The following is a 24444-nucleotide window of genomic DNA, read 5'->3' on the forward strand; positions in this document are numbered from 1 at the left end:
TAAGCATATTACTTAAAGTCGACCTTGTTTAATCTATCAGAACCAGTTGGATGTGGGAAGAAATTAGTTATTTCTGCATCTCCCGCTAGTAAAGGTGTTGAGTGTGCAAGTGGAACCCATGGAGCATCCTCAAAAATAATCTCTTGCGCTTGTTTATATAGTTCATTACGTTTCTCTTCGTCTACTTCTGTTTGTGCTTCGATCAAAAGCTTATGTGTCTCTTCGTTACTGTAGTAGCTATAGTTATTGCTTCCGATATTATCTTCGTCAAGTAACACATAGATGAAGTTATCTGCATCTCCATTATCACCTGTCCAACCTAATAAGAATGCATCTGCTTCTCCATTTTTAGCTTTTTCTAAATAAGTAGCCCATTCATAAGATACGATATTAGCAGTTATGCCAACATCAGCTAAGTTCTTTTGGATAGCTTCTGCAACTTTTGCTCCATCTGGCATATATGGACGTGGAACAGGCATTGCCCATAGTTCCATTTCAAATCCGTCTGCAAAACCAGCTTCTGATAATAATTGCTTCGCTTTTTCTGGATCATATTCGTATCCAGGAATATCATCATTGTATCCGCTTATTGTTGATGGCATAGGATTTTTGGCTACTTCTGCGCGCCCTTCAAAGAAAGCATCAACAATCGCTTGTTTATCAATTGCATAGTTTACAGCTTGACGAACTTTTTGGTTATCAAACGGTGGACGAGTGCTTGTTAAACCAAGGTATCCAACATTCATAGATGGACGCTCGAACAATTGTAACGCTGCTTCTGATTCAACTGTATTTCCATCTGAAGGATTTACTCCATCAGCTAAGTCTATTGCTCCAGTTAGAAGATCGTTCAAACGTGCAGAATTGTCTGGAATTGCACGGAAAACAACTTTATCCAATTTAGGCTCTTCAGAATTCCAATACTCTTCATTCTTTTCAATAGTAATAGAATCATTGCGTTTCCATTCTACAAATTTGAATGGTCCAGTACCAACTGGGCTATCACCAAATTTGTCGCCAGCTGCTTCAAATGCAGTCGGACTTGCAATTGCAAAAGGACTCATTGCAATATTTTTTAAGAAAGGTGCTTGAGCACGAGTAAGCTTAAAGATAACTGTGTAATCTCCTTCAGCAGTAACTGAATCAATTACGCGGCTTTCGTCACCAGCAAATCCTCCAAACATAGACTTATAATACGGGAAAAGATCTTCGGAACCATTTGCCCAACGTTCAAAGTTTTTCACTACTGCTTCTGCGTTGAAGTCTGTTCCATCATGGAATTTTACTCCTTCACGAAGTGTGAATGTATAAGTAAGTCCATCCTCAGATGGCTCCCATTTTGTAGCTAATCCTTCATTGATAGTTGTATCTTGTTCACCAAAGTTCAACAGTGTTTCTAATACGTTTTGTGTAACTTTAAACGATTCACCATCCGTAGCACCTGCTGGATCTAGTGTAACCGAGTCACCCCCACGACCGAAAACTAATACTTTTTCTTCAGCAGTTTCTGTCGTGCCCTCGTCATTATCTTTTTTTGTATCGCCGTCTGATGAATCGTCAGATGAACACGCAGCAAGTACTACAGTAAGTGCAACGAACATCAGCAGCAAAAATGACCATAATTTCGATTTACTCATTTGGACCCCTCCATAATATTTATTATCAATGTTGCAGTTGCTCATTGTATAAATGGCACGCAACAAAATGACCAGTTTTAGCTTCTTGTAATTGTGGAACATCCTTCGCACAAATATCCATTTTAAAAGGACATCTTGTATGGAAGGTACACCCAGTAGGTGGATTTGAGGGACTTGGAATGTCTCCTTCTAAAATAATTTGTTCACGTTTAAATTCTGGATCTGGAACCGGTACCGCAGAAAGCAAAGCTTTTGTATAAGGATGTAAAGGTTCAGCATACATTGATTCGCTTGTAGCGAGTTCTACCATTCTACCCAAGTACATTACCCCTACACGATCACTGATATGACGAACTACTCCTAAATCATGTGCTATAAATATATAGGTAAGCTTTAGCTCTTTCTGTAAATCTTGCATGAGATTTAAAACCTGCGCCTGTATCGAAACATCGAGAGCAGATACTGGCTCATCCGCTATTATTAACTTCGGATTAGTCATCAAAGCCCTTGCAATTCCTATCCGCTGACGTTGTCCTCCACTAAACTGATGTGGATAACGTTTTGCATGGTAGCTACTTAAACCAACGATTTCTAGAAAGTCATGTACTTTCTTTTTCCGACTTTTTGGGTCTCCAATATTATGAACAATTAAAGGCTCCATTAAAATCTTTTCAATCGTATGACGAGGATTCAAAGATGCGTATGGATCTTGGAATACCATTTGAATTTCACGTCTAGCCTTTCTCATTTCATCCTTGGAAATATTCGTTAACTCTTTGCCGTTAAATGTCACTTTTCCTTCAGTAGGTTCTAGTAATCTCATAAGCATTCTGCCAGTGGTAGATTTACCACATCCAGATTCACCAACAATGCCCAAGGTTTCTCCTTCATTTACAAAAAAAGAAATATCATCAACAGCTTTCACATTCCCCGTATGCTTTCCTAACAATCCTGAACGGACTGGAAAGTACTTTTTTAAACCTTCAACTTTTAACAGCGGCTCTGTCATCTGCCAAAACCTCCTTCTCATCGTATAAGAAGCATCTTGTTTTATGACCTTCCGTTGTTTCGTATAGTGGAGGATTTTCCTCCGTGCATCTTCCAAATACAAATTCACAGCGGGCAGCAAACCTGCAGCCTTGATTGATGGATCCAGGTTTTGGAACACTACCAGGAATAGAGTAAAGTCTTTGTTTTTTATAACGCATATCTGGAACAGAAGCGATTAACCCTTTTGTATACGGATGCTGAGGGTTGTTGAAAATTGTATCCACAGTTCCCTCTTCTACTACTTTTCCTGCATACATTACTACAACTCTTTCACAAGTTTCAGCCACTACCCCTAAATCATGCGTTATTAAAATTACTGCTGTGTTGAGTCGTTCATTTAACTCACGCATTAACTTTAGTATTTGAGCTTGAATTGTTACATCTAAAGCTGTAGTAGGTTCATCAGCTATTAAAAGCTTTGGATCACAGACTAAGGCCATAGCAATCATTACTCTTTGTCTCATTCCACCGGAGAGTTGATGTGGATAGTCATTCATAAGCTCTTCTGCTCTCGGTAAGCCAACTAGTTTTAACATTTCCACAGCTCTTGCATGTGCTTTCTTTTTATTCCAGTCTTTCTTATGTAAGGTAATCGCCTCTAGCAATTGATTTCCTATTGTAAACAAAGGATTTAAAGATGTCATCGGCTCTTGAAAAATCATCGCAACATCGTTCCCACGAACTTTACGCATTTCTTTCTCCGAAAACTTTGTTAAGTCTTTACCTTCAAACAATATTTGACCGCTAGTAATTTTTCCAGGTGGACTAGGAACTAGTCCCATAATAGAAAGAGATGTCACACTTTTTCCACAACCTGATTCCCCAACAATGCCTAAAATTTCGCCTTCTCTAACATGAAAATCAATATGATCTACGGATGGAATAACACCATCATCTGTGAAAAAGGACGTTTGAAGATCTTTCACTTCTAAAATTGTTTGTCGTTCTCCCATGATGTTCCCTCTTTTCACAAAAATTACAAATCTTCTAACTTATATACTATAAATGATATTTTACACAAAAAATTCATACATGCAATACTTTTCTGAAAAATCACAAGACTGTGCTATATTCTTAAGTTCGAAAAAAACACCTTATAAGCTGTAGAAACACTTATAAGATGTTTGAATAACTATTCTTTATCAAGTTGTTGGATTTGGAATAAATTATGATAAATATTTCTTTGTTTCATTAATTGGGAATGCGATCCGTGCTCCATTACTTTACCATTTTCAATAACAAATATATTATCTGCATGAGTAATAGTAGATAAACGGTGAGCTACAATAATAGTCGTACGATTTGAAGCTAGTCTCTCTAATGAATCCTGTATTAAAGATTCACTCTCTAAATCTAATGCAGAAGTTGCTTCATCTAGAACTAAAATAGGTGGATTTTTTAAAAATACTCGTGCTATAGCAACTCGTTGCTTTTGACCTCCTGATAGCTTCACTCCACGTTCCCCAACTTTAGTATCATATCCACCCGGTAGTTCCATGATAAAGTCATGCGCATTTGCAGCTTTTGCTGCTTCCATTACCTCTTCATCTGTAGCATCTGGTTTTCCCATTAAAATATTAGATTTGACTGAGTCACTAAAAAGTATATTATCTTGAAGCACTATACCAATCTGCTTTCTTAACGATTCAATAGTGATATCTCGAACATCTTTACCATCAATTAGTACTTGTCCAGAAGTGACATCATAAAACCGAGGTATTAAGCTAATAATAGTTGACTTTCCTCCACCGCTCATACCTACAAAAGCCACTGTTTCTCCAGCATTCACACGGAAGTCGACACCCTCTAATATCATCTGTCCATCTTTTTCATATTGAAATGAAACATTTGAAAATGTCACTTCACCACTAGAGATTCCTAAAGTAGAAGCTCCTTTTTTATCGATAATATCGTACTCTTCATCCATTAGTTCGAATACACGATCCATAGAAGCAAATGACTGAGTTAATGTTGTAGATGAATTGACTAAACGTCTTAATGGGCTATATAAACGCTCAATATACGCAATAAAGGCAGCCATCGTACCAACAGAAAGTCTTCCGTGGATAGCTTCGTAACCTGCATAAGCGATAACGAGTAAAGGCGCAATATCTGTAATCGTGTTAACTACAGCAAATGCTTTTGCATTCCAAACTGTTTGTTTTACTGCTGCATCTAGAAACTCTCCATTTGTTTCATTAAATAATTTTTGTTCATGTTTTTCTAACGTGAACGTTTTAATAATACTCATGCCTTGTACACGCTCATGTAAATAACTTTGAACCCCCGCTAAAGCTTGCGAACGCTCCTTCGTTAAGTCCCTTAACCTTCCGAAGAAGTATTTTACACTGAACGCATAAAATGGAAATGCAAGTAACGTGACTAAAGTAAGCTTTACATTCATTGTTAACATGATTCCGATTGCGATTAATATAGTCGCTAAATCCAACCAGACATTCATCAAACCAATCATGACAAAGTTTTTGGTCTGCTCTACATCGTTTATAACTCGAGAAATAACCTCCCCAGCACGTGTATTTGAATAATATTTCAAGCTTAGTTTTTGTAAATGCATATACAGTTTTTTACGTATATCAAACAATATTTTATTACTTACTAGCTGCGCTAAATATTGTCTATAATACTCAATTGGTGGACGAACAATTAGAAATACTAATGCAGTCCCTCCAAGCCAATAAAATAATTGAGTTAGTTTTTCATCATTTGTTAATGAATCTGCCCCGATAATATCATCGATTACAATCTTAATTAGAATTGGAATAAATAATGGAATTGCAAATTTAATAATCCCAATCACTATCGTTAAGAAAATTTGAAAATTATACGGTTTTACAAATTGCATATATCTCTTCATCGTACTCATTTTAGAACTCCTTTCTACCATGAGAAAAACCTGTTGCATGTTTTCAACAGGTTTCTCTCTAACTACTCATTCAACTGTTTTTGAAAATGATAACGACTTGTCCATGCCTCGATAAAATCTGGTGCAAATGGACCTCTTCTTTGTTTGATCCAAGAAATGAGTTTCTCAACATTACGATTTAGAATGCCATCAATTTCTTCTGGATACTTCATTTCTAATTTATGTTGCTCGTATTCGTCTTCATCTAGAATTGTGTAGGTCATATCAGGAAATACCTTCACATCTAAATCATAATCAATGTACTTTAGCATTCCATTGTTATAGACAAACGGAGAACTCATGTTGATGTAATAGTATACACCATCTTCTCTTAGCATACAAATAATGTTAAACCAATATTCCGCATGAAAGTAGCAAATAGAAGGTTCTCTTGTAATCCAAGTTCTACCATCTGATTCAATTACAAGTGTCCGTTCATTTGCCCCTATCACAATATTTTTGGTTCCTTTTAAAACCATCGTTTCTTGCCAGACACGGTGGATTCGGCCATTATGCTTGTAACTGTGAATTTGAATAGTTTCTCCTTCGTTTGGAATCGCCATGATTTAGCCACCTTTTCATCAAGTGAAACTTAATCCGTGGAAATTTTCTATTTTCCCACGGATTGTTAGTTGACCATTCGGGTTTTTACAAGCAGGTAAATACCTCCCTTTCTAAGTGGAAGCCCTAGTGCTCGTTAATACGGGGTCAAGCGCAAATTTAGAATTTTTATACTTATTTTCTTATTATAGCAATTCACTGTAAAAAACTATAGTAAAAAAATCAGCGAGGGTATTTTTACCCTCGCTGATTTTTGGTGAATCCATGTTATTTAGTTCGGTTAGAAGAACGATTTGCTTGTGCACCGCTAGCTTGTTGTTTTTTCAACTCTGCTTGACGATTTTGTTCTTTAACTTTTTGAATATCAGTTTCAGAAGCAAACTCTTGGTTTCGGTTCTGCTGGTTTCTGTTATTCTTCATGGATTTTTCACCTCCGTACATAACTATCATGTGCAGGTAGTGAAATTTTATTCATACAACTTGAGTCTATTTGATAATAAAATAATAGCAATAAAAAAATTTCTGCCCTGCTTCGCGCTGCAGCTCGCTGCTTATGAGCCTGCAAGAATGAGTCGCTCCGTACCTTAGCTCTCTTGCGACTTGGAAGGAACACATTTGCATTTGTGCCTATAACTTTGATAGCGAGACTTCATTAGACCAATTCATGTTAGAAAATCAATTGACTTGCTCTTACATTTTTATCGATCTTCCACCATCTACAATAATTGTTTGTCCACGAATCATGGATGCGTCGTCTGATAATAAGAACATTGCAGTTTTTACCATGTCTTCGATTTCTACCATTCGTCCTGCAGGTGTATTCACTCGTGCATCCTCTAGTAATTCTTCACGATTTGGAAAATGCTTGAGCGCATCCGTGTCCAGTGCACCACCTGAAACAGTGTTTACTACAATACCTTTAGGAGCAAGTTCTACTGCCAAATATCTTGTTAGTGACTCTATAGCAGCTTTTGATACACCAACCGTTGTATAGTTTTCTAAATAGCGAATAGATCCTAGAGAACTGATTCCTAATATTTTACCACCCTCTGGCATTAACTTTGCCGCCTCTTGGGCACCGAAGAGAAACCCTTTTGCGTTAATATTCATGGTCCAGTCCCAGTGTGTCTCCTCAAGCTCCATAATAGGACGTAATACACCGGATGCTGCATTGCTAACAAAAATATCTAATCGACCAAACTCTTCTTTGATGGTTTGGAACATGACTCTTATCTTTTCAACATCTCCTACATTCGTCTTCACTAGAAGTGCTTTTCTTCCTAAAGCTTCTATTTCCTTTACTGTTTCAACGGCAGCAGTTTTACTTCTCGCATAGTTTACGACGATATCATAGCCATTTTTGGCAAGTTCAATAGCAATAGCTTTCCCTAAACCTCTGCTACTACCTGTAACTAAAGCAACTTTACTTGTTGTCATCTGAAATCTCCCTTTCTTTCCAAGCATTCCATATTTTTAACATTGGAACTGGCATTGGTTGTTGATTTACTTCTTCAATAGTTAACCAATTACATTGTGATGGTAGCTCTTTTTCTTCTATTAAAACTCCTTCAAAGCTTTCCATTTCCCATACCAAATGAGAGAAAACATGCTTAAATTCAATAATTGACGGACCTTTTGTTATTGCTACACCGTAATCATGTTCGACAACCTCTTCTACAGTATGGTTAGGCGTTGGTAGCTCTACCATTGGAAACTGCCACATATTCGCGAGTAAACCTTTAGAAGGTCGTTTTTCCAGTAAAATTTGGCCATTCCCATTTCGTACAACGACCGTTTTTACTTTATGTATTTTCGTCTTCTTTTGGATTGTTTTTACTGGCAGTTCATCCTGTATGCCCTCAAAAAATGCAGAGCAGTTTTCTCTTACAGGACATAATAAGCACTTTGGTTTAGTCGGTGTACAAATTATTGCACCGAGCTCCATAAGTCCTTGGTTGAATGCAGAAGGATTTTCAGAATCGATTAAATCCATCACTGCCTCTTCAAATATTTTCTTTGTTTTCGGTTTCGCAATATCTTCTTTTATTAATAATAGTCGAGAAAGTACACGCATGACATTTCCATCTACGGCATGTTCTGGGACTCCATAAGCAATACTAAGAACAGCACCAGCTGTGTATGGACCTACACCTTTTAACTTGGAAATTTCTTTTCTGGTAGACGGAACAACACTTCCATATTGTTCTACGACTTCTCTAACTCCAGTCTGAAGGTTACGAGCACGTGAATAATATCCCAGTCCTTCCCATTCTTTTAATAACTCACCTTCGTCTGCGTAAGCTAGTGATTCAAGCGAAGGATATTTTGCGATAAATCTTTCATAATAAGGAATAACCGTATCTACCTTAGTCTGTTGAAGCATAACTTCGGAAACCCAAATCTTATATGGGTCCGTTGTGTTTCTCCAAGGTAAATCACGTTTTTCTTCTAAAAACCATGAAACTAAAGAATCTCTAACCTGCTCTTTATATAATTCGTTCACTGTAAAATCCTTCCTTGCGATTATTGACAATAAATATGGGTATATGAATAGTAGTGTCTTTGTTTTTTAAGAAATCTATTTTAAGATGTAGTTAGTTGTAATCCTAAAGGAGCTGGTTGTATGGACACAGGTACACATGTCGTTATGGGTATTGCACTAGGTGGTCTATCTCTTATTGACCCCGTAGTTGCTGGTAGTACTCTTACAACGACTGCAGTAATAGCAGGTACAATCATAGGCTCACAAGCCCCTGATATAGATACTGTTCTGAAATTACGTAATAATGCTGTTTATATTCGACATCATCGCGGGATTACCCACTCCATTCCTGCCGTTATTTTATGGCCAATCCTAATAGCAGGTGTGTTATGGCTTATTTTGCCAGAAGCCAATTTGCTGCATCTATGGTTATGGACCTTTTTAGCAGTGTTTGTGCATGTTTTTGTTGATATATTTAATTCCTATGGAACTCAAGCATTAAGACCATTTTCAAGGAAATGGGTTGCATTAGGGGTTATTAATACATTTGATCCAATTATATTTGGCATTCATGTGGTTGGTCTACTGCTTTGGATGTTTGGCTTAAATCCTGTTCCAACCTTTCTTACTATGTACGCCATTATAGTCGTCTACTATATTTCACGTTTTGCTGTACAGCATGCCGTAAAAAATTCTGTAAAGCATACTATTCCCGATGCAGATGAAATTATCGTCGCACCAACGATGAAATTTCTACAATGGAGAGTAGCCGCAATTTCAAAAACACATCATTATGTCGGACGAGCATACGGTAGATCCATCACTATTTATGATAAGTTCGAACGTAAACCGCTTCCCGAATCTGATTTAGTAAAAGCAGCATTAAAGGATAAAAACTTAAGTGCCTTTACTTCGTTTTCTCCTATATATCGATGGGAGATCACTGAATTTGATCATATTTATGAAGTAAGGTTAATTGATCTTCGATATCGTAGTAATGACTATTATCCATTTGTAGCTGTAGCCCACTTGAATGAGGACCTAGAAATAGTCAATTCCTACACTGGTTGGATTTTTAGCGAAGACAAGCTACACAAAAAGTTAGATTTCATGCCACATAACTAACAGTAAGTAAATTTTTACTTTTCACTTATTTCGAAATGTAGATATACCGTTGATTTCCGCTCCGAGCGGACGCTTTCCGTGATATCACAGCGACGCGTAGCGACGGTGATAGCTCATTGCTCACCCCACGGAAAGCGTCCACCTGAAACGGAAATAAGTAGCATTATTCATTCTTAAAAGTTCTGTAAAACCAATATTCATACTGAATATTAATATACTTAATCCGTAAGAAAAACGCTAGGGTGTATTTCCTAGCGTTTTTAATTGGTAAAGTCATCGGTTTCTAATAAATGCTTATACTTCTCATTCGTGTTTGCAAATTCATGCAACTGCTCCCCATAGCCATCTATCCATTTTCTAATGACCATTTCCGTGACAGCAGCACCTTTATAATCATATCCGGCCTTTGCATACGAGGATTCAAAATCTGACCATAGAAGCTCTATCCACGCTCTTGCTTTTGCTGCAGATAATTTATCATTCTTCTCAATTAGTGCGAAAGTTAATTCATCTATTTTTGTTTGCATACTATTTTCCTTCCTCTAAGGATTCTAACATCGAGATTGGTAAGGCTTCCTCATATTTATCTCCGCCTAATCTATACCCCCATGCAAATCTACCCTTCAAGTATTCCACTTGAAAAAACACTCCTGGATCTCCAACTATACGATACATCTCTCCTTGTCTAATAGTAGCAGGGTCTATTAAAAAGGCTTGGGCCATCAATGCTTTTCTTTCATACACTGCGTACTCATTTACCATACCTAGTTGTTCAGCTTTACGTGATTTTTCTTTCAAATTGCCAATCTCTGTTCGTAGTTCAGGAACAGTCATATCACTATATTTTTTCTCACTCATCCTGGTCTTCCAACTCCTTTTTTTCAATATAAAGATCTATTTGTTCTGCTGGGAATCCTTTCTGATACAACGCTTGCTTTACACGTCTTCGTAAATCATTCCCATTATATTTCGAGGCATATTTCCGCCAAATTTTATCTCCCTGGGTAGCAATAATTTCGATCCATTCCTCTTCGTTTTTTTCTAATTCGAAGGCAGAAAGGGCTTGGGAGATTATAGTAAAATTATATCCTTTTCTTTGCAGTGTATCTTGAACCTTTTGTTTAATTTGTCTTGGTGTCTTATCTTGACTTTGTTTGATAATCTTCTCTGCCAAAGTCACCGCGATACCTACTTGTTCTTCTTCTGAATAGTCACCTAGGACTTTCTCTTGTAAATCTTTTTCAATTCCCTTTTTCTTTAATTCCTGACGAATTGCAGTAGGCCCCTTTTTACTGTTTCTCTTTTGAGTTTCCACTAATGCTTTTGTAAAGCTTTCATCATTTAGAAAGCCAAACTCATATAACTTACGAATTGCTTCTAGTATGACAGCTTCACCAAACTCATTTTGCAGAAGTTTCTGTTTTACTTCATGCTCACTTCTCATACGATAGCTTAAAAAGTTAATTGCTTTATTAAATGCCTTTCTAACTTCATCATCAAAAACAATTTCATCTAATGTAAATTCTTCGATAACTTTTCCTTTAGATAGTTGATATTTGATCAGTACTGCTTCATCTAAACTAAATGCATACTTTTCATCCAAATATAAATTATACCGTTCGTTATTGTTTTTTTGTCGTGCAATTTTAGTAATAACCGGCATATATAAATCTCTCCATTTCTCTACTCCTCAATTATAACCGATAAGTTGGTTGGTGATAAATGATTGAACTGTTATGATAATGCTAAGAAGGAGGCTGAAGACAAATGAAAATCGCAATTACTGGCGGAACTGGCTTTGTAGGAAGAGAACTAACTGATTTACTTTTACATAAAGGACATGAAGTATTTATTCTAACTCGGTCAAAACAAGGTAATACAGAACGTGGCATAACTTATGTACAGTGGCTTTCGGAAAATGCAAATCCCGAAAAGCAGTTAGAAGGCGTCGATGCTTTTGTAAATTTAGCTGGTGAGTCCATTAATAATGGACGTTGGACAGAATTACAAAAACAGAAAATTTACGATAGTCGGATGAAAACGACAGATGAAGTGCTCCGAATTCTAAATGCTTTAACTGTAAAACCAAAAGTTCTAGTAAATGCGAGTGCAATTGGTATCTATCCAGCCTCTCTTAGTGCGAGATACACCGAAAAGAACAATGAAATTGGAACAGACTTCCTGGCTCGCACAGTTCGAGATTGGGAACTTAAAGCTCAAGGTGCTAACAAGCTTCAGATTCGGGTTGCTTACGGCAGATTTGGAATTATTTTAGGAAAATCAGAAGGTGCACTTCCATTGATGGCGCTACCTTATAAGTTATTTGTTGGTGGACCAGTTGGGACCGGAGATAATTGGATGTCTTGGGTACATGTAAAAGATGTAGCAGGTGCATTACTTTTTGCAATAGAGAATCCTATTAATGGTCCATTCAATCTCACAGCACCACACGCAAAAAAGATGAACGATTTTGGAGAAACTTTAGCTGCCATATTAAAAAGGCCAAATTATTTCCCTATTCCATCCTTCGCTTTAAAATTTGCATTAGGAGAAAAAAGCCAACTCGTGTTAGAAGGTCAGCATGTTATCCCACAAGTATTATTAGAAGAAGGTTATTCGTTCTATTTCCCAAATTTGGAAAGTGCATTGCATGATATTTATAAGTGAATAACTAACTCCCATTGGCGCAACCTACTAAAAAAGAAAGGTTGCGTTTTTATGTGGAAATCTCATTTTGTAGGAATTATTATTGCTACGATTATTTTAAGTATTGGATTGGTGTATCAACCTTTTTCTGCACAAGCAGAGGAAATCCATTGGGGATTAAAAAAGGCGACTGATGAACAGCAAGCCGAAGCTGGTGGAGAAATGGATGCTATGCTTAACAAGCATGGTGCAATCTATAAAGGTCCTGCGGATAAAAAGGTACTGTATTTTACATTCGATAATGGATATGAAAACGGCTATACCGAAAGTATTTTGGACACCCTTAAAGCAGAAGGGATTCAAGCAACATTCTTTTTGACCGGTCATTATTTAGAGAGTGCTACTCCTTTAGTAAAACGTATGATTACTGATGGACACCAAATCGGCAACCATTCTTATGGTCACCCTAATTTAGCAAAGCTCTCCAAGGAAGGGATTCAAAAAGAATTACAAAAATTTGATAAACGTCTGAGTGAATTAACTTCATTAACAAGAACTACTGTAACTCGTCCACCAGAAGGAATTTTTAATGAACAAGTACTTGAGGCTGCTAATGAAATAGGACATCAACATATATTTTGGTCTGTCGCATTTATTGATTGGCATAAGGATCAGAAAAAAGGTGGCAAATATGCCTATGATCAATTAATGTCCCAAATACATCCTGGTGCAATTATCTTAATGCATACCGTATCACCTGATAATGCAGAAGGCTTACCCATGTTCATCAAAGAGGCTAGAAAAATGGGATATACATTTGGTACTCTGGATGATTTAATCATGAATAATCTGGATATTCCGCTTACTTTGATTCCTGAATAAACTACTTTATAATAGAAAGAAGATTATAAAGGACGTGAAGTTATGAGTGAAAAATCAGTTATAGAAATAGGACAAGAATTTCCCCTTACGATTAAACGACTTGGTATTAACGGAGAAGGCGTTGGATTTTTTAAGCGCAATGTTGTTTTTGTAAAAGGAGCTCTTCCAGGAGAGGTAATCACTGCAAAGGTTACAGTAGTAAACCCCAAGTATGCCGAAGCTGAAATTAAAACATTAAGAGAATCTTCTCCACATCGTGTTAATCCCCCCTGCCCGGTATATGAAGCTTGTGGAGGATGTCAGCTGCAGCATATGACATATGAAAGTCAGCTACATGTTAAAAGAGATTTAGTATTACAAGCTTTAGAACGTTATGTGAAGGACCTGGCTCCGACAATTGATGTAAGACCAACTATCGGTATGGATAACCCATGGAATTACCGGAACAAAAGTCAGTTCCAAGTGAGAGAATTAGGCGATAAAGTTATTGCAGGGTTATATGCAGAAGAATCCAATATGTTAATCGATATTAACGAATGTTCGGTTCAAGAGCCAGCCACTACCCATATTACGAATGAAATAAAAAGATTCCTGGAAGAACTGAAGATTTCTATCTACGATGGTAGAAATTCTAAAGGAATCGTCCGTACGATTGTCGTTCGTACTGGTATGAAAACTGGACAAATTCAAGTTACACTTGTAACAACTCAAAAGAAAATGCCACATAAAGAAGAACTAGTTCAAAAAATACGAGCAATTGACCCTAATATTGTGTCCATTAGTCAGAATATTAATCCAGAGGATACTTCTCTAGTATTTGGAGATACGACATTTAACTTACATGGTAAAGAAACGATTCATGAAAAACTTGGAGAACTAGCTTTTGACTTATCTGCTAGAGCTTTTTTCCAATTGAATCCGGAACAAACAGTTCATTTATACAATGAAATTGAAAAAGCAGCAGCACTCACAGGTGAAGAAACAATTGTAGATGCTTATTGTGGTGTTGGTACAATAGGACTTTGGCTTGCCAAAAATGCAAAAGAAGTTCGCGGAATGGATATCGTTCAGGAATCTATTCAAGACGCGAAAAAAAATGCTAAACGAAATGGTTTTAAAAACACAAAATACGTTCATGGTACAGCACAGCATTGGTTACAAAAGTGGAAAAGCGAAGGATTCGTTCCTGACGTATTAACAGCAGATCCACCTCGTGCAGGCTTAGATGATGATCTGTTAAAAACGTTATTAGATATTAAACCAAAACGCTTTGTTTACACTTCATGTAACCCGTCCACACTTGCAAAGGATTTAGCAGCGCTTAAAGATGTATACAACATTAAGTATATTCAACCCGTTGATATGTTCGCTCAAACTGCTCATGTCGAAGCGGTAACGCTATTAGAATTAAAATAAATATAAGCTGTCGGAGAGAATTAAACTCTTCCGACAGCTTTTCTGGTTTTATAGCTTCAACGCTTCTCGATTCACTCTTTCGATAAATTCTTCAACCACTTTATTATTACTTTTCTCACTTCCAAGTTTCATCATTGCTCGTCCTACAAAATTCATGCCTTTGTTTTGACCCTCATAAATGAATTTTGTATGATTATCATCCAATTTATACAAAGTAAAACTAAACGTAATTTCAAACGCTTTCCCTAATACAAAGCATATTTTTTTGTGCTTTTTATCTGGTTGATCTTCATATGCCATTGTTTCAACGATATATGTCTCTACTCGCTTCCCTTCACGGTAACTTTGTCTATGCTTCGCGCCAACCTCATTCTCCTGTTTTTCTATTAGAACGTGCTCCTCCACCTTATCCATAATCTTATGTATGTTTTTATCCATAAATAAGCTCCATACTTTTTCGATGTTTACTTTGATTTCTGTTTCTTCACTCCATTTAATCATTAATCATTCTCCCTTCCTGATTCTAAAAATTCATCTAGCTCACCTAACTTGGCTGTTAGATTATCTATTTGAAGCAATATTGTACTTCTTTTTTGCTGTAATATTTTTTCAAGGTTAGCAAATGATTTATCGTCCATTACAGAAATCATTTCTTGTATAGTAAATCCAAAACTTCTCAGTTTCACTAAGAGGATGGCTAGAAAATAGCTGCCATCATCGTAGTACCGGTAATTATTGAGTGGATCAATATAAGCTGGTTCGAGTAATTTGACTTCTGCATAGTATCGTAAGGTCTCCTTGCTTAACCCAGTTATGTTGACAAATTCACTAATCTTATACATTCTGTGCCTCCCTTTTTTTTATTATAAACTGTGGGGTGCACCACAGAGTCAATCCACTTAACCTAAATATAGTATGACACGTTTTATTTGAAGAAGTTAAGGGAATTAATAGTGTGAACATTTAATTAAAGGAGGAGTTTAAGTGAAGGCAGTCACATTTCAAGGAGCCAAAGATATTCAAGTAAAAGAAGTTCCAGATGCAAAACTGGAGAAACAGGATGATATTCTAGTACGTATTACTACTACGGCTATTTGTGGATCTGATCTCCATATTTATAGAGGTGGAATACCTACTCAAAAGGACTTTGTTATTGGTCATGAGCCAATGGGTATCGTGGAAGAGGTTGGTCCAGCGGTAACAAAAGTTAAAAAAGGTGATCGAGTCGTTATTCCTTTTAATGTTTCATGTGGAGAATGTTTTTATTGCCAAAATGAGATGGAAAGTCAGTGTGATAATTCAAATGATAATCCAGCCTTAGACTCCGGTGCTTATCTGGGCTACACCGAACGTTATGGTAATTTCCCAGGTGGGCAGGCTGAATATTTAAGAGTCCCCTATGGAAACTACATGCCTTTCTTAATACCGGAATCATGTGAACTAGAGGATGAATCTTTGTTATTCCTATCAGATGTTCTTCCAACTGCCTATTGGAGTGTTGAAAACTCAGGCATGAAAGAAGGAGACACAATTGCAGTTTTAGGTGCAGGTCCTGTTGGTTTAATGGTACAGAAATTTGCGTGGATGAAAGGTGCAAAACGAGTAATTGCAGTTGATCACTTAGATTATCGTTTAAAGCACTCTGTGAAGATGAATAACGTCGAAGTCTACAATTTTGAACAATATAAAGATATGGGCTCCCATATTAAAGAGATCACCAATGGAGGAGTAGATGTTGTCATTGACTGTGTAGGGATGGACGGTAAAATGTCGATGGTCGAAAAAGTAGAGCAAAAGTTAAAGCTCCAAGGTGGAACTCTAAGTGCTATTGATATAGGAATAAATGCAGTAAGAAAATTTGGGACGATTCAATTAACTGGTGTTTATGGATCATTATATAATATGTTCCCATTAGGAAATATTTTCGAAAGGAATGTATCGCTAAAAATGGGACAGGCACCCGTCATTCATTATATGCCTCTATTGTTTGATAAAATTACGAATGGCGAATTTGACCCGAAAGAAATTATTACGCATAGTGTACCACTAGATAAGGCAAGTGATGCTTATAAAACTTTCCACGATCATGAGGACGAAAGTATTAAATTTGTGTTAAAACCATAAAAAATTAATGTGAAGATGAGGACAGACTTCCTGACTTGTCTGTCCTCACCCTCACGATAGAAGATTCCAATCTGATTTAAGACAATCTTCTATACTTTTTTTCAAAGGATCTAATTTGGTTGTTTTTTGAACTTTAATAAGGAAGCTTTTTAAAAATAACTTACAGTTCGCGTACAGGAACCAATATTCTTCTTCCTTAATTATACTCTTTTTCTTTTTTAACTCGTTTGGTATTTGTTGTATCAGTAATTCTATTTCTTTTATTTTCAAACCTCGTTCGAGCATTTCCAAAATTGGAATTAAAATTCTTTCCTCTTCTTCGTGTATGTAAACACTATCGAAAACAAATAATTTGTTCCATAGTGCATTTAACATTTCTCCAAAGTGTTCTGAATCTACTTTGTTGCTTTTTACCAGTTCATCAAAAGTATCTGCTACATGCGCAATACTATGAGCCCAACCTTTACCTGATACATAGCCTCTTAAGTCTTTTTCAAGATTAATATAATCAATCAAGTTATCTTTTACTCTTAGTATCATATTTTGGTCAAGAAAGTCATTTTCGTTATCTCTATATAGAATAAGTGCTATCAAAAGAGTAGTAAAAGATCTCGTAAAAACAGTATCTGTTTCCTTCTCTCCAATTCCTTTGTATAACAAATCATTTAACGCCACTTCCAATAATTCCGTTAGAAGTTCAGGCCCTAGTAATTTCTTTTCTATTATTAATTGATAAAACATGCTGTAGATTAGTTGATCCCTTAGATCACCATCAGTAGAACCTATATGCTCTAGCATTGAGTACACAATTACGTCTTCCTGTGCTGCTTCCCAAGTTCTTTCTCCACTTTTTAGTTCATTTAAAACCTTTTTAAGTTCATTTGCTTCCATTTGAAAATCTCATTTCCTTCCTTTATCTAATATATGTCAATAAGATATAGAATAAATAAATATGTATATACGTGAGTTCCTACCCTTTAAAGATTATATAAAACCTTTTTCATTTAATGGTATATTTTTCTATTTATAGCATATATCCACTGAAAGTTCCACTTTAATCAGGAACCAAAGCACTAAAATTCCCTTTTATGAGAGTCTAGTGCTTCATTTTTCAATCACAAAATTTAATTTCTTGTAGACAGCTGACAACTCTGTATATTAATCTTTGTAATTTTCTTCAGACTATTAATTCCCTAATCACTTCATTCATAAAATTTAACCTATCTATATATACAAAAAAACCAACTATAAAGATAATGATATAAATAGCATAAATTAATAGTGTTGGTTTAATTTTATCTTGATCAAGTAAGCTTAAAAGGTTAACGAACAACATGCCAATTGCAAAAATACCAACAAGCCAAATCTCTTTAAGAAAAGTAAGTTCGTACTCTATAAGTGCGACTTTTAATGTAGATATCTCTGTTTTATTAATCTTATATTGCTCAGAGTGAAAGATGTCTTTTTTAGTTAATGTAATTGATTGCGTATCACTAAAATAATCTATTTGATGTCCTCCTGGATATAAATCTAACGAATATGTGAAAATCCCAAAAACAACTATAAAGAAGTATATAAGCATATATCTATATCTATATTTCTTTCCGGTATTAATCTTCAACATCACTTCACCTCATTTTTTGAAGTCGTATATTCTACTAGTTATACGTTTTATTGACAGAAAAGTTGCATAATTTTAAAAATACTAAGAGTTGTTCTTAAATAGAACAACTCTTAGTATTTTTGTTATTACAGTTTAAATTGGGAAATTGTTTTCTGAAGCTCCTCGGCTGATTGTTGTAAAGTTTGAATAGTTTTATCTAAATTTTCAACAGTAGATACTTGGTAATCCGCTGATATTGCCACAGTTTTCGTCTGTTCTACTGCCACATTTACAATAGCTGCAACCTGCTCCATTGATGCAAGAACCTCTTCAGAGCTTGCAGACATTTGTTCTGTTACTGCTGAAACATCCTGTACTTCTTCATTTACATGTAGTACAGATTTGAGCACCTTATTTAAGTCGTTTCCGATTTCTTCCACAGCTAGTGACCCATTCTGAACATCTTCTGCACTTTTAGCCATTTCTTCGAGCGCTTGAACTGTTACTGTTTGGAATCCTTGTATATGATTACGAATTTCTTCCGCAGAGTTCCTCGACATTTCTGCAAGTTTTCTAACTTCGTCAGCAACAATTGCAAAGCCTTTACCTGCTTCACCTGCACGAGCAGCTTCAATTGCTGCATTTAATGCAAGAAGATTCGTCTGATCGGCAATACCAGTAATAACTGAAACCATCTCTTCAATGGAATGATATTTATCTCCTAAATCTTTTACATGTTTTTCAGTTGCAAGTACAGAAGCTTCCACGTTTTTAATTTGTTGAACGACTGACTTGGAATTTGTTGCACTTGTAGTAACAAGTTCTGTCATGTCACTGGATGATGTGGCTACTAATGTAGAAGAATCGGCAATTCTCTGAATACCAATAGTCATTTCTTCCATAGCTGTTAATGCTTCATCATTATTTGTTTTCTGTACTTCAGAACCAGAAGCTATTTTATAAATACTTTCAGATATTTCATCATTTGACGTTCTAACCGACTTCATTACTTCCTCTAATTCATCAGATACTTTTAATAGTGAACCTGCTGTTCCATTCATATTTGTTAGAATAGAGGATAATTGTCCAATTGATTTTCGAAATGATTTCGCAAAATCCGATATTTCATTATTCTGTTTTAAAGAAACAGTTTTCAATATCTCCTCAGCCCCCTGGAGGTCTCCATTTGCAAACCTAGAAGAAGCATCTTGCATTTTTGTTAATGGCTTCAATGCATTTCTAATATAACGAAAGAGTATAAAAGAAATGATTGCTCCTAAAAGAATTACCATTATCAAAGAAAAGGGAACAGATTCTTTTAAGCTTTTTTGTTGAATTACTTGGACATCTGCTGCAGAAATATCAACTGCTACAATTCCAATTGTTTCACCAGCTTCGTTTTTTAAAGGAGCATATGATGACAAGTATTCCCCATATACTTCATCCTCGACTATATCTGTGTAGCTTCCAGTTCCATTTAATGCACCTTCTACAGCTTTATAATCGGTTCCTTCACTTATATCTCCTGGTAAATAAGCGCTATCATCATCTTTTTCTGCAGCATCGACAAGTATTGTTGCTGTTTCTCCTTCTTTAGGAATATCCGTGATATACGCATACAATATGCCATTTTGTATTAGTAAATCATTTAACTCTTCTCTTAACTCCCAATACTTTTCATTTTGTTCAGGGTTCTTTTTAAATTCTTCATAGGCTGTGGTATCAACTAACGTAGCTATATTTTGCGCTATATTTATACCATTTTGCCCTAATGTATCTTTGACCGTGTTATTCGTATTATATATAAGGACAGAGATGAATAATGCCACAAGTACAATTATTCCAATGACAAAATATAATGTGATTTTATTTCCTAACTTAGAGGAATGTTGCTTCATAGCAATTTACCTGCCTTCTGTGGATTTGAGATGAATATGAGAAATGACAATGATCCTAACAATAGTGCTATAAGAACTAAGAAGCTTAATCCATCAAATAGTTGAATAAATAGGCCACCTAAGAAAGGTCCCGACAAACTTCCTAAACTAAAAAATATTCCGCACAATAGATTACCTGTTGGTAATAATTCTTTTGGTGTTAAATCGGTCATATACGAAATACCAAGTGAAAATGTGGAACCTACAAATATACCTGCTATAAAAAACAAACTTCCTACTACTAGAGCGGAGGTTTCGAACATACTAGCTACCCCAAAGGTCACTGCGCCACATGCTAGTACTAATATAAGCACTTTTCTTCTACCAATGCGGTCACTTAATACTCCTAACGGTAGCTGTGAAACGACACCGCCTATAGAGAAGGCTGCAAGTATAAAAGATAGATCTTTAATTTCCAAGGCATTTCGAAGTCCATACACAGGATAAATTGCGTTTAAAGAGGATTCTAAAAAGCCATAGCTAAAAGGGGGAATAAATGCTATCCAAGCAACTGCAAGTGCTGCTCCAAAGCGTTTCCATGTCCCTGATAACGACGCACTATCAGTAAAAACTTCTGGCTTCTCATTTTTAATGAAGAACACAAGGACCCAAGCGCATAAACAAAGAATACTAGAAATAATGAATGGTAAACCTTCAAAAATTTCGACCAACTGGACGAATAGAGGTCCTACTGCAAAACCAATTCCAAACGATAATCCATAAATAGCTATATTTCTACCTAATCGATGCTGTGGGGAAAAGCTAGTAATCCAAGTCTGCGTAGAAAAATGAAGTGCATGATCACCAATTCCGATCAATAACCGCAAAACAAACCAAAACGCTACACTTTTCCACAAAGGGAATAGCATTAAGGACACAATAACAAAAAGCCCACCGATAATAATAATCGGCTTATAGCCAAATTTTCGCAATGGAGGTTCCATAAACGGAGAAATTAATAATGTACCTATGTATAATCCAGTAGCGCTCAACCCATTTAAGGTTGCACTAATCCCGTCTTGTTCAAAAATAACAGATATTAAAGGTAGCAACATTCCTTGTGAAAAACCAGATATGGAAACAATAATGACTAAAATACTGAAACGTTTTTTTTCTTCTACTGTAAATTCATGCATAGTAATACCTCTTTTTATCCAAACTAATTATCTAATAGCATTAGTTTAGCAGAGAATACGTCTTGTTAATATAAATATTTACACAACAAAAGGCTCAGCCGGTATCTTTTTAAGATAGTGGACTGAGCCGTTACATATAACTACTATTCACTTGTATATTCATAACTGCATTTTCGGCTTGTTTGCCGGTGAAATGTCTAAACACCCTCCTTCTACTGATTAGAATGGTCGACTATTCACTACGGCCTCCCTTCTATGTATCTTAAAGATAATTTATCATATAAACAGAATATTGTAAAGATTGTAAATACACAAATCATTAAATTAACTCTTTAGACCTATCTTTTCTTTGAAAATTCCTTTATCCTATACATATAAAGTGAGGTGTTTTTCTGTGGGTAATCATATTTCAAATCCAGAACAACAAGTATCCTATTTAAAAGATCGACTACAAATGTTTTTAGAAGTATTAGACACAATCGAGCCCGAGACAACTGAACTTGAAGATATAGACCGTCTAATCCAAATGATGGATGACCTTGAATTAAAAATGGAGCAGTTTAAAAACACAAAAGAATAATCGAAAAGTTCGGAATGACTTCATTCCGAACTTTTTTGTTTTTGGCGTACGACTACTGTTCTCGGGCGGATAACCACTGCGCTTTGGCGCATACTCCTGTTCCTCGGGCACTCGATGGATTCGCGGGCGGATGACTGCCATTCTCGAGCGGATAACCACAACGCTCGGGCGCTACTACAGTTCCCTCGGGCGCTCGACGGATTCGCGGGCGGATGACTGCCATTCTCGAGCGAATAACCACAACGCTCGGGCGCATACTCCTGTTCCTCGGGCGCTCGACGGATTCGCGGGCGGATGACTGCCATTCTCGAGCGGATAACCACAACGCTCGGGCGCTACTACAGTTCCTCCGGCGTTCGATGGGTCCGTGCGTGGATGACTACGCTTCTCATGTGGATGGATGAATGAATTTTCCGGTGTCGCATCTACCACAAAAGCGTATTCTCAAGTATTTATTCCCCCGACAACTCTTTTTTTCATCCTAATAAAATAGTATACTTGTAATGTTTGTTACCTATATACATATCAAAGGAGCGTTTGCATCATGCAATTGGAGCAATTAGAGAAAAGTATTTATGATTTGATTACCGAAACTTCTACAAATTTACCGAAAGATGTTCGTCGTGCGATCAAAAAAGCAAAAGCAGCAGAAAATGCTGGTACACGTGCTGCGATGAGTCTGGATACGATTACAAATAATATTCAAATGGCCGATGATAATGTTTCTCCTATTTGCCAAGATACTGGTTTACCAACTTTCAAGATTAAAACACCTATTGGCGTAAACCAAATAGAAATTAAAGCTGCTATTAAGCGCGCTATAGCTACAGCTACTAAAGATGCAAAGCTTCGTCCTAATGCAGTTGACTCTTTAACTGGTGCGAACAGTGGAGATAACTTAGGAGACGGGCTCCCTGTTGTAAAGTTTGAGCAGTGGGAAAAAGACTATATCGAAATGAAACTAATTTTAAAAGGTGGCGGCTGTGAAAACAAGAATATTCAATATAGCCTACCAACTGAATTAGAAGGTTTAGGTCGTGCTGGTCGTGACTTAGACGGGATTCGCAAATGTATTCTACATTCTGTTTATCAGGCCCAAGGACAAGGCTGTTCTGCTGGATTCATCGGGGTTGGAATCGGTGGTGACCGTTCTTCTGGTTATGATTTAGCAAAAGAACAATTATTCCGTCATGTGGAAGATACTAATCCAAATCCTGATCTAGCAAAATTAGAGCAATATATAGTTGAAAAAGCTAACACATTAGGTATTGGTACAATGGGCTTCGGTGGTGAAGCGACTTTACTAGGCTGTAAAGTTGGCGTCATGCACCGTATCCCTGCTAGTTTCTATGTTTCTGTTGCTTACAATTGTTGGGCGTACCGTCGTATGGCGATTAATATTAACCCAACAACTGGTGAAATTATCGAATGGCATTACCAAGATGGAGAGAAAATTGAGTTCAAGGACCAATCCTCAGAAGAAGCTCCAAAAAAAATAGTGGAATTACAAGCTCCTATCACAGAAGAACAAATTCGTGAACTACAGGTTGGGGATGTCGTATCGATAACTGGTCGTATGTATACTGGCCGTGACGCAATACACCACCACTTGATGAGCCATGATGCACCAGTTGACCTAAATGGACAAATTATTTATCACTGTGGTCCAGTTATGCAAAAAGATGATGCTGGTGATTGGCATGTACGTGCTGCAGGTCCAACTACGTCAATACGTGAAGAGCCTTACCAAGGTGATATTATGAAAAAATTCGGCATCCGTGCAGTTATCGGAAAAGGTGGAATGGGTCCAAAAACACTTGCTGCTCTTTCCGAACATGGCGGAGTTTATTTAAATGCAATTGGCGGCGCTGCTCAGTATTATGCAGATTGTATTAAAGGTGTAGATGGTGTGGATCTGATGGAATTTGGAATCCCTGAAGCAATGTGGCATCTTCGTGTTGAGAAATTCACAGCAGTTGTAACAATGGACTCTCATGGAAATAGCTTACATGCTGACGTGGACAAGTCTTCATTAGAAAAGCTTTCTGCTTATAAAGAAAAAGTTTTTAGCTAATGTGATTCAGTTAATTTCATAAGTACTTATGAAACTAAAAAACAAACTATTATATATGAAATCACCTTTTTTTATTTTAATCAATTGTAGTGTCTAAAGTAGAATGTTCGATTAAAACAAAATAGCATTAGCACTAAGCCCTCCTTGACTTAAAAATACAAGTCAAGGAGGCTTTGTTATTGCTTGCGAAAAGTGTTCTCTTGTTTCTGCATCAATACGCTCGCTTCGAACTAATATTAAGCTTTTTTAAAGTTAATTCAATCTGTTG

The 24444-nt window shown here is 36.5% G+C and carries 24 protein-coding genes; 7 read left to right on the forward strand and 17 right to left on the reverse strand.

Going from position 1 to position 24444, the window contains the following annotated elements:
• Positions 1 to 8 precede the first annotated feature (8 nt).
• The 8 genes from MKY60_RS15800 to mutY form a co-directional block, all read right to left on the reverse strand.
• Positions 9 to 1637 (reverse strand): ABC transporter substrate-binding protein, encoded by a 1629-nt coding sequence (locus MKY60_RS15800; RefSeq protein ID WP_241598524.1) that lies wholly within the window; start codon positions 1635 to 1637, stop codon positions 9 to 11.
• 25 nt (positions 1638 to 1662) lie between these two features.
• Positions 1663 to 2646: an ABC transporter ATP-binding protein gene (locus tag MKY60_RS15805; protein ID WP_090568490.1), complete on the reverse strand. Its 984-nt coding sequence runs from the start codon at positions 2644 to 2646 to the stop codon at positions 1663 to 1665.
• On the reverse strand, positions 2621 to 3640 hold the full coding sequence (locus MKY60_RS15810; protein ID WP_093495065.1) for an ABC transporter ATP-binding protein: 1020 nt from the start codon (positions 3638 to 3640) through the stop codon (positions 2621 to 2623). The genes MKY60_RS15805 and MKY60_RS15810 overlap by 26 nt, the downstream gene beginning before the upstream one ends.
• Before the next feature lie 179 nt (positions 3641 to 3819).
• The gene (locus tag MKY60_RS15815; RefSeq protein ID WP_340930510.1) at positions 3820 to 5571 is read right to left on the reverse strand and encodes an ABC transporter ATP-binding protein; all 1752 of its coding nucleotides are present in this window, start codon (positions 5569 to 5571) and stop codon (positions 3820 to 3822) included.
• Between the two features lie 62 nt (positions 5572 to 5633).
• Entirely contained in the window at positions 5634 to 6173 is a 540-nt protein-coding gene (gene ntdP / locus MKY60_RS15820) for a nucleoside tri-diphosphate phosphatase (RefSeq protein WP_090568481.1), read from the reverse strand.
• A 265-nt stretch (positions 6174 to 6438) separates the two neighbouring features.
• Positions 6439 to 6591: a gamma-type small acid-soluble spore protein gene (locus tag MKY60_RS15825; protein ID WP_241598517.1), complete on the reverse strand. Its 153-nt coding sequence runs from the start codon at positions 6589 to 6591 to the stop codon at positions 6439 to 6441.
• A gap of 270 nt (positions 6592 to 6861) precedes the next feature.
• On the reverse strand, positions 6862 to 7608 hold the full coding sequence (gene fabL, locus MKY60_RS15830; RefSeq protein ID WP_090568475.1) for an enoyl-[acyl-carrier-protein] reductase FabL: 747 nt from the start codon (positions 7606 to 7608) through the stop codon (positions 6862 to 6864).
• Positions 7595 to 8674: an A/G-specific adenine glycosylase gene (gene mutY / locus MKY60_RS15835; RefSeq protein ID WP_340930511.1), complete on the reverse strand. Its 1080-nt coding sequence runs from the start codon at positions 8672 to 8674 to the stop codon at positions 7595 to 7597. The genes fabL and mutY overlap by 14 nt, the downstream gene beginning before the upstream one ends.
• 120 nt (positions 8675 to 8794) lie before the next feature.
• On the opposite strand from mutY, the gene MKY60_RS15840 reads away from it, so the two are divergent.
• Entirely contained in the window at positions 8795 to 9778 is a 984-nt protein-coding gene (locus MKY60_RS15840) for a metal-dependent hydrolase (protein WP_090568469.1), read from the forward strand.
• A gap of 260 nt (positions 9779 to 10038) precedes the next feature.
• Here the strand turns inward: MKY60_RS15840 and MKY60_RS15845 are convergent, their stop codons facing one another.
• Genes MKY60_RS15845 through recX form a run of 3 tightly spaced genes read right to left on the reverse strand, consistent with a single transcriptional unit; the run spans position 10039 to position 11441 of the window.
• Complete coding sequence (locus MKY60_RS15845) at positions 10039 to 10305, reverse strand: YfhJ family protein (protein ID WP_090568464.1); 267 nt, start codon at positions 10303 to 10305, stop codon at positions 10039 to 10041.
• A gap of 1 nt (position 10306) precedes the next feature.
• Positions 10307 to 10636 (reverse strand): YfhH family protein, encoded by a 330-nt coding sequence (locus MKY60_RS15850; RefSeq protein WP_340930512.1) that lies wholly within the window; start codon positions 10634 to 10636, stop codon positions 10307 to 10309.
• Positions 10629 to 11441, reverse strand: coding sequence for a recombination regulator RecX (gene recX, locus MKY60_RS15855; protein ID WP_090568457.1), 813 nt, complete (start codon positions 11439 to 11441; stop codon positions 10629 to 10631). The genes MKY60_RS15850 and recX overlap by 8 nt, the downstream gene beginning before the upstream one ends.
• A 104-nt stretch (positions 11442 to 11545) precedes the next feature.
• Between recX and MKY60_RS15860 the strand changes: the two genes are divergently transcribed.
• The 3 genes from MKY60_RS15860 to rlmD are packed head-to-tail and all read left to right on the forward strand — an operon-like array spanning position 11546 to position 14722.
• Positions 11546 to 12445 carry a TIGR01777 family oxidoreductase gene (locus MKY60_RS15860; protein ID WP_340930514.1) on the forward strand — a complete coding sequence of 300 codons (900 nt, stop codon included), beginning with the start codon at positions 11546 to 11548 and terminating at the stop codon, positions 12443 to 12445.
• A 51-nt stretch (positions 12446 to 12496) separates the two neighbouring features.
• Positions 12497 to 13306: a polysaccharide deacetylase family protein gene (locus tag MKY60_RS15865; protein ID WP_340930515.1), complete on the forward strand. Its 810-nt coding sequence runs from the start codon at positions 12497 to 12499 to the stop codon at positions 13304 to 13306.
• 42 nt (positions 13307 to 13348) lie between these two features.
• Positions 13349 to 14722: a 23S rRNA (uracil(1939)-C(5))-methyltransferase RlmD gene (rlmD, locus tag MKY60_RS15870; protein WP_340930517.1), complete on the forward strand. Its 1374-nt coding sequence runs from the start codon at positions 13349 to 13351 to the stop codon at positions 14720 to 14722.
• Positions 14723 to 14770: 48 nt separating this feature from the next.
• Here the strand turns inward: rlmD and MKY60_RS15875 are convergent, their stop codons facing one another.
• Positions 14771 to 15223, reverse strand: a complete 453-nt coding sequence (locus MKY60_RS15875; RefSeq protein ID WP_340930519.1) for an SRPBCC family protein — start codon at positions 15221 to 15223, stop codon at positions 14771 to 14773.
• Positions 15223 to 15564 (reverse strand): MerR family transcriptional regulator, encoded by a 342-nt coding sequence (locus MKY60_RS15880; protein WP_090568442.1) that lies wholly within the window; start codon positions 15562 to 15564, stop codon positions 15223 to 15225. The genes MKY60_RS15875 and MKY60_RS15880 overlap by 1 nt, the downstream gene beginning before the upstream one ends.
• Positions 15565 to 15706: 142 nt before the next feature.
• Between MKY60_RS15880 and MKY60_RS15885 the strand changes: the two genes are divergently transcribed.
• A complete protein-coding gene (locus tag MKY60_RS15885) occupies positions 15707 to 16846 on the forward strand; it encodes a zinc-dependent alcohol dehydrogenase (RefSeq protein ID WP_340930521.1) in 1140 nt (379 codons plus the stop codon).
• Between the two features lie 51 nt (positions 16847 to 16897).
• Here MKY60_RS15885 and MKY60_RS15890 read toward each other — a convergent pair whose 3' ends face one another.
• The 4 genes from MKY60_RS15890 to MKY60_RS15905 all read right to left on the reverse strand — a co-directional run bounded on the left by MKY60_RS15890 (position 16898) and on the right by MKY60_RS15905 (position 21522).
• On the reverse strand, positions 16898 to 17737 hold the full coding sequence (locus MKY60_RS15890) for a DUF2785 domain-containing protein (RefSeq protein WP_340930523.1): 840 nt from the start codon (positions 17735 to 17737) through the stop codon (positions 16898 to 16900).
• A gap of 286 nt (positions 17738 to 18023) precedes the next feature.
• Positions 18024 to 18470, reverse strand: coding sequence for a hypothetical protein (locus tag MKY60_RS15895; protein ID WP_340930525.1), 447 nt, complete (start codon positions 18468 to 18470; stop codon positions 18024 to 18026).
• Between the two features lie 125 nt (positions 18471 to 18595).
• Positions 18596 to 20347, reverse strand: coding sequence for a methyl-accepting chemotaxis protein (locus tag MKY60_RS15900; RefSeq protein ID WP_340930527.1), 1752 nt, complete (start codon positions 20345 to 20347; stop codon positions 18596 to 18598).
• Positions 20344 to 21522, reverse strand: coding sequence for an MFS transporter (locus MKY60_RS15905; RefSeq protein ID WP_090568423.1), 1179 nt, complete (start codon positions 21520 to 21522; stop codon positions 20344 to 20346). The genes MKY60_RS15900 and MKY60_RS15905 overlap by 4 nt, the downstream gene beginning before the upstream one ends.
• Before the next feature lie 394 nt (positions 21523 to 21916).
• Here MKY60_RS15905 and MKY60_RS15910 point away from each other — a divergent pair, with 394 nt between their 5' ends.
• Positions 21917 to 22102 (forward strand): SE1561 family protein, encoded by a 186-nt coding sequence (locus MKY60_RS15910; protein ID WP_090568418.1) that lies wholly within the window; start codon positions 21917 to 21919, stop codon positions 22100 to 22102.
• A 544-nt stretch (positions 22103 to 22646) separates the two neighbouring features.
• On the forward strand, positions 22647 to 24176 hold the full coding sequence (locus tag MKY60_RS15915; protein WP_090568415.1) for a fumarate hydratase: 1530 nt from the start codon (positions 22647 to 22649) through the stop codon (positions 24174 to 24176).
• The last annotated feature ends 268 nt before the right edge of the window (positions 24177 to 24444 follow it).

Source organism: Psychrobacillus sp. FSL K6-1415, assembly GCF_038003185.1.
GTDB lineage: Bacteria > Bacillota > Bacilli > Bacillales_A > Planococcaceae > Psychrobacillus > Psychrobacillus psychrodurans.